The organism is Alcaligenes sp. Lyrl_28 (assembly GCF_051948705.1).
Taxonomy (GTDB): Bacteria; Pseudomonadota; Gammaproteobacteria; order Burkholderiales; family Burkholderiaceae_B; genus Alcaligenes; species Alcaligenes ammonioxydans.
Genome location: NZ_JAYJLG010000001.1, coordinates 58,573 through 70,472, shown reverse-complemented (window position 1 = coordinate 70,472; position 11,900 = coordinate 58,573). Strand labels below are relative to the sequence as shown.

The window sequence follows — 11,900 nt, the reverse complement described above, 5'->3', positions numbered from 1 at the left end:
AGATCTGAATTGATCCAAACAGGCCGATTTCGATAAAGTAGTTATGGCATAGGACTTACCAGAAATTAATTGTAGAGCAATTGTGCAGATGCACAATAAAAAATGTCTTAAATAAACAATTAAATGTCAGGAACCTGCATCAGGAAGGAATGCTTCCTGTAAGTCATTTAGAAAGCGCCAGCCTAAATCCGTAGTTCGAATACGCAGCGGATCGGCAGCCAGCAAACCTTTTTCAATATTGCCCCTGATGGTGGGCAGGATCTGTGCCAGTGGCACGCCCGTGCGCTCCTGAAAGTATTGGGACGGCACCCCGGCTTTCAGACGCAACGCGTTCAGCATGAACTCAAAGGGCAGGTCCTGAGGGGACACACGCGCATTGTGCGCATAGTGGCTGCCATCCCGTTTGACGGCGGTCTGCATCCACTGGGCTGGGCTGCGGGTCGTGGCGGTACGAATAATACGATCGTGAAAGGACAATTTGCCATGCGCACCGGGACCGATACCGATGTAGTCGCCAAACTCCCAGTAATTCAGATTATGGCGGCTGTGACCACCCCGCTTGCTGTAGGCGGATATTTCATACTGCTCCCAGCCGCGACTGGCCGTCAACTCGATCAGCCTGTCCTGCATGGCCGCGCTGTCATCGTCATCAGGCAAGGCAGGCGGATATTTGGCAAAGACGGTATTGGGTTCCAGCGTCAAGTGATACAGCGACAAATGCTCCGTTTCGTAAGACATGGCTTGCAAGATGTCGTGTTCGGACTGGGCGGGTGTTTGCCCAGGCAAGGCGTACATCACGTCCAGGTTCACGCGGTCTACCGCTTTCAGGGCGGCCTCGATGGCCTGGCGTGCTTGCTGACTATCGTGAATGCGTCCGAGCGCTTTCAGGGCCTGATCGTTAAAGCTTTGGATGCCCAGAGAGATACGGTTTACGCCACTGTGCGCATAGTCCATGAAACGCGAGGCTTCCGAAGCGCCGGGATTGGCTTCCAGCGTAATTTCAGCATCGGGCAGCAGGTTCAGATGAGCGCGCAGCATGGCCAACATGCGGTCCAGCGCCTGGGCCGATAAAAGACTGGGTGTGCCGCCGCCGATAAAGACGGAAATGACCTGTCGGCCCCAGACCAGGGGCAAGGTTTGCTCCAGGTCGGCTTGCAAGGCGTCCAGGTACTCGTTTTCGGGCAACTGCGCCGGTGCTTCGTGTGAGTTGAAGTCACAGTACGGGCACTTGCGGCCACACCAGGGCACATGCACATAGACCGATAAGGGAGGCAGGCTGGGCAAGAGAGTCGCCGGCCCCGAGCCGGGCCGGATTCGTACTTCGGGAGAAAAAACGCTCATGTCTTTACTCGGCCGCCAGACGATGCAGCAACGCTCGCATGGCCTGCGCCCGATGGCTATATTGGTTTTTCACCTTGGGCGCGAGCTGTGCAGCGGTTTGCCCAAGTTCGGGAAGATAAAAGTGCGGGTCATAGCCAAAGCCGTGTTCGCCGGCGGGCTGATCCTGAATCTCTCCTTCCCAGACCCCTTCAATCACGATGGGCCGTGGGTCCTGAGCATGGCGCACATACACCAGAACGGCCACATAACAGGCGCGGCGGTCGCTTTGTCCTTGCAGACGCTGGACCAGCAAGGCGTTATTGGCAGAGTCGGACTTCTCACCACCCAGCTCGCGAGCGGCAAATCGGGCGGAGTACACGCCGGGGGCTTCGTCCAAGGCGCGCACGCACAGGCCGGAGTCGTCAGCCAAGGCGGGCAAACCGCTTAACTGGCTGGCATGACGGGCCTTGGCCAGCGCATTCTCGATAAAAGTGGCAAAGGGCTCCTCGGCCTCGGGAATGTTCAATTGGCCTTGCGGAATCATGCTGATACCGGCCTGGGCCAGGATGGCGGAAAACTCCTTGAGCTTGCCGGCATTGTTGGAGGCCAGGACAACACGCTTGGATGTAGTGTTCATAAGTGGCAACAGGCGGCAAAGCGCCCTGTTCAGTAAAAAGGACAAAGCGCCGTGCCAAGCAGTGTGTGCTGCGTGGCACGGCGTTCCAATAGGAGCTTGCCCCGCTGCCTGGCGGTGTCGCGCAGGGAGCAGGACAGACCCGTTTCATCGTGATCAGCCCTGCAAGGCCTGTTTCTGGGCTTGCATCAGCTCGGCAATGCCCTGCTCGGCCAGATCCAGCAAGCGGTTCAAGGTGGGGCGCGCAAAAGTTTGGCCTTCAGCGGTGCCCTGCACTTCCACCAGATTGCCGCTGCCTGTCATGACGATATTCATATCCACGCCGCAGGCGGAGTCTTCCAGATAGTCCAGATCCAGCACGGGGTGGGATTCGAATACACCGACCGAAACGGCCGCCAATTGATCCAGAATGGGCGAGGCTTGCAGTTTGCCCTGCTCTTGCAGGTTGCGTACCGCCAGACTGGCGGCAACCCAGGCACCGGTGATGCTCGCGCAGCGGGTTCCGCCGTCGGCTTGTAGAACGTCGCAGTCAATATGGATGGTGCGCTCGCCCAAGGCCTTCAGATCAAAAACGGCGCGCAGGCTGCGGCCAATCAGGCGCTGAATTTCCTGGGTGCGGCCATTTTGCTTGCCACGGGCCGCCTCCCGGTCGGAACGGGTGTGGGTGGAGCGTGGCAGCATGCCGTATTCCGCGGTTACCCAGCCCTGCTCCTTGCCTTTCAGAAAGGGAGGCACTTTGTCGAGCACGCTGGCATTGCACAGAACATGGGTCTCGCCCAAGCGGATCAGCACCGAACCTTCGGCGTGACGAGTGAAACCGGTCACCAGTTCGACAGGACGGCATTGTGTGGCAGATCGACCCGAGGGGCGTGCAATCGTAGCGTTTTCAGACAAGGCTAGGCTCCGTACAAAATTGAAAACATCTATTGTACGCCTTGCGGCACGGGCCGTAGCGCCACTCCCATGTCCATCCACTTGTCGGCCTGACAGGTGAAAAGCAGGATCTGATGGCGCTGTGCCGCATCGTGAATGATGCGTTTCATGGCTTCGAGGCGATCGTTGTCACTGTGGACCAGCACGTCATCCAGAATCAGCAAGGTAGGACGGCCTGCCTGCTGCAGCAAATCCGCATAGGCCAGACGAGCAATCAGGCCGATTTGCTCGCGTGCGCCAAAACTCAGGCCATCAATATCGTCGGCCAGGCCTTGCCCACTGTCGCGTTGCAGCCAGCGTGGAGCCAGGTGCTCGTCCAACTCGACGCGTGCTTTGCCCAGCAGCAGGCGTAGATAGTGGTTGATGTGCTTTTGCAAGGGTTCGTGCAGTTGCTGGGTCAAGGCGCTGCGCTGTTCACGCAGTACAGATAGCAACAGCCGTAGCGCTTGCACGCGGCGTTCGTACGCTGTACAGCGGCGCCGACAGTCGTTCAGTCGCAGCACGGTCTGATCGATTTGTTCTTCCAGACCTTGGGCGCCGTGCGTTTCCAGCTTGGTTTGCACAAGCTGGGCAGCCAGGCAGGCCTCGTTGTAGCTCTGCTCCTGCTGCTGGGCGCTGCGCTCCAGCCGCTGCAAGTCTTGTTCCAACACGGCCAATGGCAGGGAGGCAAGTTCAGCGTCCAAGGCTTTCTGATCGGCCAGCAGTTGATCGCGTTGCAGGCGCAACTGTCCCCACTGCTGTTCGCGCTCCTGCTGCGCCCGCCGGCGTTGCGGGTCTGCCCATTGCTGTTCCAGACTATTGGCTTCGGCCTGGGCCTGTTCCAGACGGGCCTGAGTGCGGGCGACGGCCTCGCGGGCATCATGCCACTCACTTTCGAGCGCCCGGTACTGCTGCTCAGCCAAAGTGGCAGCTTGGACGATACGGCTCAATTCCGACGCCTCAATCGCTTCGCCTTGTGGACGCGGCGGGGCGAGGCGCTGTTGGGCTGCCTGAACCAGACCTTGCAAATGTGCTTTTCCTTGCGGAGCCAGCGCTTTCATGGAACTGCGTAACAGTCGGTCCTGTTGTTCTTGTTCCCGATATTGCTCGCGGCGGCGTTCCAGTTCTTCCAGGCTTCTTCCGCCCAACTGTCCAAGTGCCTGTGCGTATTCTTGCTGAGTTTTCGCCAACTGCTGTTGCACTTTACCCAGGTCTCGACCACCGGGAATGATGCGTAGCTGGCCCATTCCGGGCAGTTCAATCAGGGTGCTGACGCTCAGGTGAGCGCGGTGTCGGCCTTGAATGGATTCGCCATCCAGCACCAGACTGGCTCCGTCTTGCAGTTCGATCTGCACTTCGGTGGAAATCGTCTCCAGCTGGTGTTGCAAGCGCTGAATGAGTTGGTGCTGCTGACGCAATTGCTCCAGGGCCTCGTCGGCGATTTTCAGCTGCACCAAGGCGGCACCGCATTGCGCCAGTTGGGCTTCCAGCTTACCCAGTTCCTCCAACTGCCCTTGCATCTGCTGCAGCTGCTGCTGTGTGCTGTCAAAGCTGGCTTGATCTTGAAACCATTGTTGCCAGGTACGGGCGCGTTCCTGCTCCTGCAGACTGGCGTCTTTATGGCTGCGCGCCTGCTGCAGGCGCTGGCTCAGGCCGCTGAGCAGGCTCTGTTCCAGCTCCAGCTTGGCACGCAGGGATTTCACCTGCTCAGCACGCTGACTACGTTGGCTGGCCCACTCCTGGTCGCGTTCCCCGGCTTGTTGATAGAGCTTTTCACGCTCCGCCAGCATGGTCAGGGTTTGTTGCAACTCTTTGGCTCGCTCCTGCAATTGGCGGGCTTGAAGCAACTGAACCTGTACCTGTTTGGCCTGCTCACGCAGTTGTTCCCAAGGGCGCTTCGCTTCGGCGTGGGCAATGTGCTTGCGGGCCTGCGCCAGTTCGTCCACCCATTGCTGATATTGCTGCAAGGCGGATTGCTGGCTCTGCAACTGGTCTTCCAGCTCCTTGGCTTCCTTCTGCGCTGCCAACCAGACGCCACGAGGCTGTCCTTGAGCCTGGGTCACATATTGGTCCAGCTGTTGCTGGGCCTGTTCGATCAGATAATCCCCGTCTGCACTAGTCAGATCGGCAATTTCGCTACCCAACGCCTGCTGCAGGGTGCCGCTGGCGTGCTCGACCGAGCTACGCAGGTCCTGGCCTTGCCCTTGCTCAATCCACAAAAGGCCCGGCACACCCCAGTTACGGGGCTGACTACTGCCTTTGGCGGCATACTCAAACCCCATTTGCTGGGCCAAGTACTGCTCGGCCTCATCATTATCCAGATGCTGATTGCCTATGTATAAATCGCAGCGTTTGCGCTTCAGGAAACGCTTGCTCAGGCGCATGTCCTGGCCGTTCAGACTGAAATCCAATTCGATTTCTGGCGCGGCCGATGAATCGCCCCAGGGCAGGATTTTTGTCAGGCTACCGGTGCCATAACGCTCGAAAAACACCGTACGCAGGGCTTCGGCCAAGGTGCTTTTACCCGCTTCGTTCGGCGCGCTGATGATATTCAGGCCCGGTTCCAGCTTGTCCAGTGATACAGGCTGGCGAAAACGTTTGAATTGTTCAACACGTAAAGACTTAATGTGCATGACCACCTTCCTTGTCGCGCAGCAGACTGGCCAGAATCAGCAAGGCATCCTCGGCAGCCTGCTGCTGGCTGCCGTGACGCAGCGCCTGCAATTGGTTCAATGCGGCCTGCAGATAGCCATCCGCTTGCAAGGCATCCAGGTCTTCTTCGGAAGGCGCCAGCCGCAAGGCCTCGCGCTGGCAGTCCCAGGCGCGGCACCGGGCCTGGGACTGTCCCAGAAGACTCTCCAGCCGCTCAAAACCACTCAGGCTCAACTGGCCCGATAGTTCCAGCTCCACCACGCTTTGATCGACCAACGCATTGAGCTCCCGCTCCAGCAGGTCCAGATCCGTGTCGTCATTCAGATGGTATTGAATGCTGCGCCACAGGTGCTGCGCAACCGGCAAGGCTTGAACGACGGGCGTGGCGCCCGGTTCGCTGATGTCCACCAGCAAGGCCTGGCCTGAGTCATTATCCCGAAAGCGATCCGGCTCGGGCGTACCGCTGTAGTAACAGCGCTCGTTGACTTTGACCGTGCCGTGCCAGTCGCCCAGTGCCAGATAATCCAGCTTGGCGCGTTGCACGCGGTTTTGGTCAATCAGGTTATGGCTGTCCAGATGTTCCAACACGCCGCTGACACTGCCGTGCGCCAGACCCAGGCGCCAGTAACCGGCCGGGCTTTCCGCCTGATCGAACCAGTCGCTCAAATCCTGGTAGGTCTGGCGCTGAGTCAGGGGGGCCGGCAGGACGGCGACCTTGAGGGAGTCCAACAGAAACAGCTCGGGCGCATCGAGCACATGCACATGATCGGGAATGCAGTTCAGGCGCCGGGCCCGTGTCCAGACACTTTCGCTCAGAGCCGCATCATGATTACCAGGCAGCAAAAGCCACGGCCCTTTGAATCCGGCCATGGCATTGAAGCTGCGGCGCAGATTGCGATCACTCAAGGTCTGGGAGTCGAACACATCACCCGCCACCATCAGCAGGTTCACGCGATGCTCGGTGGCCAGCGCGGCCAGCTTCTCGATAGCCTTGAAACGCGCCTCAGCCAGGGCAGCCGCGTCCTCCAGCTCAAAGCGCGCGTATTGGCGCCCGATTTGCCAATCGGCGGTATGCAAGATTCGTAGCATGACAGCTTGCCTTAAAAAAGAGCCTCCGTGTTGCACCGGTGAACTGCCGCCCTCTTGGTAGGAGCGCTAGTCATGCAGGAGCAATTCGGCGGTTACGCCCAAAACCCAGGCCCCTATCTGGGACGGCCACGCCTCAGGGAGGGAAGGCTCCGTGGGGCCGCCTGGCGGTAAAAAACGGTCACCACCCTGCTTCCCTGCCCTGCCTTTGCGGTACGGATGGGAGTGTAAGGACAAAATTGGCCGCCATCGGCCAAAAGCCTAAAGTATAGAGCTTTGCAGACGCTTGGGGAGCCGCCAAAGCCGGGGCGTAAGAGTACAATCGGTGGCTTTATTCCATTCTTAAAGTGACCCCCATGATCCGTAGCATGACCGCGTTTGGCAGTGCCAAGGCCGAGTCCGAAGCAGGCACCATCACTATCGAGATGCGTAGCGTCAACAATCGCTTTCTGGACCTGAATCTGCGTTTGCCCGAGGAGCTGCGTTTTGCGGAGAATCTGCTGCGTGAGCTGGCCGCACAAGGCGTACAACGCGGCAAGCTGGAGCTTCGGGTCAACTTCGCCCGCAGCGGAAGCGATCAGCAACGCACCCTGGATCTGGAAGCGGTCGAGCGCACGGCACAGATGCTGCAGATTGCCCGCGTCAGCATTCCCGATCTGCCGGCACCGGAGCTGCAAACCTTGTTGAGCAATCAGAGTGGTAATAATTCGGGCATGGACCCGGAGTTATGGTTGCCGATGATCAGTGAGGCTTTTCAGGCTGCTTTGCAGGATTTTCAGGCCACAAGAGAGCGAGAAGGCCAACGTCTGGCTCAGGCCATGCTGGAAATCCGTGAGGATATGAGTGCGATTGTCGACGAAGTTGAACAGCACTTGCCGTCCATTTTGACCGAGCAAAAGAACAAGATCGCCAGTCGTTTACACGATGCCTTGCTGCAAGCCAGCCCCGACGGTTTTGCCCTGATCTCGGGGGAAGAGTTGTCAGCACGGGTGGCGCAAGAGGCGGCTGTTTTTTCCCTGCGTATTGATGTGGCGGAGGAACTGGCTCGTTTGCGTTCCCACTTGAGTGAACTGGAATTGATCCTGAACGGAGACGTGCTTGCCGCTCCCGGCAAGAAAAGCGCCCGGCAAGGCAGTACCGGCAAACGCTTGGACTTTCTGTTTCAGGAGATGAACCGAGAGGCCAATACCTTGGGCTCCAAGGCCGGTAGCATGGACATGACACGGGCCTCGATTGATCTGAAGCTGTGCATTGAGCAGTTGCGAGAGCAGACTCAGAATATTGAGTAGCAAGGGGCCTGCTGCCTTTAGCTGCTGAGGGGTTTGCTTTTTTCAGCCACGCAGCACCGCCCCGTCTCCTGGTAGGCCATTTTTTCTCCAAAAAGCCGTCTTGCTCAAAGCAGACGGTTTTTTTTTGAGTCTTTTTGCAGCCTATCCCAATAAGATAGTCTCGTTTTTTTAAAGTGGCCTGATAAATTGACGAAACAACATAAACACTTTATCAGCCTCCTTAATATATAAAAATAAAATAGGATTTTTAAAAATAAAAAATTAAAACAAAAAATCGACCATGGTTTTTTTAATAATAAAAAAATATTTAGGATTGAAAATTAATTTTCTTTTTTTAATTTATTTTCACTTAACCATATGCCCACTAACTAGTATTTTTCAACTTTTTCCCGCTTATTTTTCTTGAGAGCTTGAACACCAATGCAAGCTTTTTTCCTGTTGCTGCCCGTTTTAGGACCGCTGGTTTTTGCTACGCCCTACCCCGCCTCTCCACCTTTTCAGCGGTGATTTTCTTCGCTGTTTTGCGTCCCGCACCTTCCCGTACAATAGCGGGCTCGGTGCTGCGCTTAGGCGGCGTATTAAAGGACAGGAAACACATGAATTTCATTTTTCGTGGAAATGAAATATTGGTCAGCAGTCAAGACGGACAGGCCTTGATTCCCGCCAAACCCGCGCTGGATATCCCACCGGCACAATGGCATGCGCTTTTTTCGGGGGAGGATTGCCAGGATTTTGCCTGCCATGTAGCTGCACAGACTCCTGCTCCCGATGGCTTTGCCTTTCGTCCCCTGCGTGGCGTTCTGTCGCAACTGGACGAACTGGCCAGCATCGCCAACCGGGCGTTCCAGGTATCCGAGTGGGCTCGAAGCCATCGTTACTGTGGTGTGTGTGGTTCGGCCATGGAGCGTGTGAAGCATGAATTGTGCTTTCGTTGTACTTCTTGTGGCTTCTCGGCTTATCCCCGAATCTCCCCGGCCATGATGGTGCTGATCCGCGACAAGAACCGTATCTTGCTGGCCAGCCACTCCACCTATGCAACGGCGCGCTACACCGCCCTGGCTGGTTTTGTGGAGGCGGGAGAAAACCTGGAAGAAGCCATTCACCGCGAGGTCATGGAAGAAGTGGGGCTGCGCGTGGACAATATCCAGTATTTCGGCAGCCAGTCCTGGCCGTTCCCGCATTCGTTGATGGTGGCTTATACCGCCGAGTATGCGGGCGGGGAATTGTGTATCCAGGCAGACGAAATCAATGATGCGCGCTGGTTCGGGCCAGAGGACGCCTTGCCCGACCTGCCCCATACGGACTCCATTGCAGGTCGTTTGATTCGGGCCAATCTACCGGGTCAGGCTGCTTGCAGGCGTCCAGTCAATTTGCCAGATGCGTAGCCATTGAGCGCAACATACGGCCCAAATCCTGGCGCTCGTCCACGGTCAGAACAGACAGGGCGTTGTCAATCATTGCCTTGGCAGGCGGCCAGACCTGCGCGTAGCGCTCGCGACCTGTGTCGCTCAGAAAGACGCGCATGTAGCGACTGTCCGTCTCATCCGTGCGACGCTGCACCAGCCCACGATCCTGCATTTGGTCAAGCACCCGACTGAGGACTGGCTGATGGACCACAATAGCCTTGGCAATTTCTCCTATGCTGCACCCATCCTTATCCCACAGGTATTGCAAGACCCTGAAATGCACGTAGGTCATATTGTGTTCACGCAGGGTGGTGGATCTAAGGGTCTGGTCCAGCTTGTAGATAATGGTGGCCATTTGAAAAGCCATATTGGTCTCTACATTGCTGTCCAGGATGGAAACGGGGGATTTGCTCATAATGCCTTGGTGAAGTCTGTCCTGCGGGTACCGCCTCAGGAAAGCAGAGCCGTCAGTATACTAGCCCGGCCATGTGTACGACCGAGGGCGCAAGCCATCAACAAGACAATGTCCCAGTTGGACGCCAATGACCCTTTCCCCGAACTGACAGGACGTCATGTGCTGGGCATCGCGGCGCGCCTGGCGCAGCATGATTCCGGTATGCATCAGCTACCCCTGAGGGCAGATTCTGTACACTCACAGCGGCTGCATGACCGTGACTCTGCATCAACACCTGTGCTTGTTGTCGCCAGGCCGTTTGATCTGGATTCCGGCTCTGCTTGCCCATCAGGTACAACTGAGCGAACAGGTCGAGTACCGCTCGGTTTATCTGGCCGCGGATTGAGAGCAGCCGCCACGACAGCATCTGATATTGCTGTTGCTCAATGAGCTGCAAGCCGCGCACGAGCGGGCTCTTTTTCTGCCCTTGCCTCGTGATAGTCGTTTGCGGCCGCTGGCTGGGGCCAAGCTGCCACCGGCCCTGAAAGACCTGTCGGTGGAGCTGGGCCTTAGCGAAAAAATAATCAGTCGTCTGTTTAAACGGGACACAGGCCTGAATTATCAGCAGTGGCGACAGCAATGGCGTGTATTCAAGGCGATCGAACAGCTTGCGAGCGAGCAGCGCGTAACGTGGCTGGCCCGAGGGCATTGGGGCATTCACAGTGGTATAGGTGTCAATTAACTGCGCCGGTGACAGGCTGGGCCGGTGCTATGATCAATCGCTATGACACTAAAAAAGCGAGGAGACAGTATGAGACACGCATTTCGCCTGAGCCTATTGGTGACGAGTTGCCTGCTGGCCGGGACGGCGTTGGCACAAACCAGCCATCCGATGGTGGAAACCGCGATGGGCAAGGCCGATGCCCTGGAGGAAAAGGTGATCGAGTGGCGACGCCACCTGCATCAGAATCCTGAGCTTTCTTATCAAGAGCATAATACGGCGACTTATATTAAAGCGGCACTGGAGAGCATGCCCGGCTATCAGATTCAAAGCGGGATTGCACAGACCGGGATCAAGGCCGTCTTGAAAGGCGGAAAGCCTGGCCCTGTCGTAGCCTTGCGTGCCGATATGGACGCCCTGCCTGTACAGGAACGCAATGACCTGCCCTTCAAGTCCGTTGCCCAAGGCACCTGGCAAGGCAAGGAAGTGTCGGTATCGCACGCGTGCGGCCACGATACGCACGTTGCCATGCTGTTGGGTGCTGCCCAAGTTTTTTCCGACATGCGTGAGGAACTGCCGGGTACGATTGTGCTCTTGTTTCAGCCCGCCGAAGAGCAAGGTCCTGGTAAGCCCTTGAGCGGCGCCAATGCCATGATGGCCGAAGGCGTACTGGACAAGCCTAAAGTGGATGTGGTCATGGGCCAGCACATCGGACCTTCCTACCCCGCAGGGAGCATTGGCTACCGAAAAGGCAGCCTGATGGCCAGTGGTGATGTGTTTTCCATTTCTCTGGCGGGTAAAGGCGGCCATGGTTCCTCGCCCTGGACGGCCGCCTCCCCGCTTGTTGCCGCTGCCGAGACGGTGGTGGCGCTAAATAGCATCATCGCCCAGCGAACGAACCCACAGGATGGCACAACAGTGGTGACGGTAGGCTTGTTGCAAAGTGGTAACCGTCCAAATGTGCTGCCTGAAACTGCGGATATCAGCGGCACGGTGCGCTCACTGTCCAAACAAAATCAGACAAGGGCTCACGAGTTGATTGAGCGATACGCCCAAAATATTGCAGCCAACCATGATGTGAAAGCGACCGTTCGCATCGACACGGGCTATGAGGTCCTGGTCAGCGATCCCAACGTGACTCAAACCATCATCCCTGCTCTGGAACTGGCCAGCGACCGTATCGGGGCCAAAGAGGTGCCGCCAGGTATGGGTTCGGAGGATTTTGGCGCGTTTGGCAAGAACGTACCCGTGGTTTTCTGGCGGCTTAATGCCTCACCCTATCCGGATAAAATGGGTGCGCCCAATCATTCACCTGAGTTCATGATTGATGAAAAGGCCCTGCGCATCGGAACGCGTGCTTTGCTGGCCAGTTCATTGACTTATATGCTCGACAACCACACTCCTTGATACTGGGATGTCTGGGCCGGGGCGTGGACAGGTGATAACGAACGCCTGCAGTCGCCCTGCATGCCGCGCATAAAACAAA

At 57.2% G+C, this 11,900-nt stretch carries 11 protein-coding genes; 5 read left to right on the top strand and 6 right to left on the bottom strand.

The window, feature by feature from the left end:
* Positions 1-126 precede the first annotated feature (126 nt).
* The 5 genes from hemW to VF694_RS00295 all read right to left on the bottom strand — a co-directional run bounded on the left by hemW (position 127) and on the right by VF694_RS00295 (position 6,607).
* Positions 127-1,341: a radical SAM family heme chaperone HemW gene (hemW, locus tag VF694_RS00315; RefSeq protein WP_440163508.1), complete on the bottom strand. Its 1,215-nt coding sequence runs from the start codon at positions 1,339-1,341 to the stop codon at positions 127-129.
* 4 nt (positions 1,342-1,345) lie between these two features.
* Positions 1,346-1,957 carry an RdgB/HAM1 family non-canonical purine NTP pyrophosphatase gene (rdgB, locus tag VF694_RS00310; protein WP_003800079.1) on the bottom strand — a complete coding sequence of 204 codons (612 nt, stop codon included), beginning with the start codon at positions 1,955-1,957 and terminating at the stop codon, positions 1,346-1,348.
* 153 nt (positions 1,958-2,110) lie between these two features.
* A complete protein-coding gene (gene rph, locus VF694_RS00305; protein ID WP_059317637.1) occupies positions 2,111-2,848 on the bottom strand; it encodes a ribonuclease PH in 738 nt (245 codons plus the stop codon).
* A gap of 29 nt (positions 2,849-2,877) precedes the next feature.
* Positions 2,878-5,499 (bottom strand): AAA family ATPase, encoded by a 2,622-nt coding sequence (locus VF694_RS00300; protein WP_003800082.1) that lies wholly within the window; start codon positions 5,497-5,499, stop codon positions 2,878-2,880.
* Positions 5,489-6,607 carry a metallophosphoesterase family protein gene (locus VF694_RS00295; protein ID WP_440163507.1) on the bottom strand — a complete coding sequence of 373 codons (1,119 nt, stop codon included), beginning with the start codon at positions 6,605-6,607 and terminating at the stop codon, positions 5,489-5,491. The genes VF694_RS00300 and VF694_RS00295 overlap by 11 nt, the downstream gene beginning before the upstream one ends.
* A 353-nt stretch (positions 6,608-6,960) precedes the next feature.
* Between VF694_RS00295 and VF694_RS00290 the strand changes: the two genes are divergently transcribed.
* The gene (locus VF694_RS00290) at positions 6,961-7,893 is read left to right on the top strand and encodes a YicC/YloC family endoribonuclease (protein ID WP_003800084.1); all 933 of its coding nucleotides are present in this window, start codon (positions 6,961-6,963) and stop codon (positions 7,891-7,893) included.
* Positions 7,894-8,489: 596 nt separating this feature from the next.
* Positions 8,490-9,278: an NAD(+) diphosphatase gene (nudC, locus tag VF694_RS00285; RefSeq protein ID WP_003800085.1), complete on the top strand. Its 789-nt coding sequence runs from the start codon at positions 8,490-8,492 to the stop codon at positions 9,276-9,278.
* On the opposite strand, the gene VF694_RS00280 is transcribed toward nudC, so the two are convergent.
* Positions 9,259-9,714 carry a MarR family winged helix-turn-helix transcriptional regulator gene (locus tag VF694_RS00280; protein ID WP_003800086.1) on the bottom strand — a complete coding sequence of 152 codons (456 nt, stop codon included), beginning with the start codon at positions 9,712-9,714 and terminating at the stop codon, positions 9,259-9,261. The two genes, nudC and VF694_RS00280, sit on opposite strands and share 20 nt — an antisense overlap.
* Before the next feature lie 250 nt (positions 9,715-9,964).
* Here VF694_RS00280 and VF694_RS00275 point away from each other — a divergent pair, with 250 nt between their 5' ends.
* The 3 genes from VF694_RS00275 (at position 9,965) to VF694_RS00265 (ending at position 11,821) form a co-directional block, all read left to right on the top strand.
* Positions 9,965-10,099 (top strand): hypothetical protein, encoded by a 135-nt coding sequence (locus tag VF694_RS00275; RefSeq protein ID WP_440163506.1) that lies wholly within the window; start codon positions 9,965-9,967, stop codon positions 10,097-10,099.
* 27 nt (positions 10,100-10,126) lie between these two features.
* Positions 10,127-10,435, top strand: a complete 309-nt coding sequence (locus VF694_RS00270) for a helix-turn-helix domain-containing protein (RefSeq protein ID WP_440163505.1) — start codon at positions 10,127-10,129, stop codon at positions 10,433-10,435.
* A 69-nt stretch (positions 10,436-10,504) separates the two neighbouring features.
* A complete protein-coding gene (locus tag VF694_RS00265) occupies positions 10,505-11,821 on the top strand; it encodes a M20 metallopeptidase family protein (RefSeq protein ID WP_003800088.1) in 1,317 nt (438 codons plus the stop codon).
* Positions 11,822-11,900: the final 79 nt, after the last annotated feature.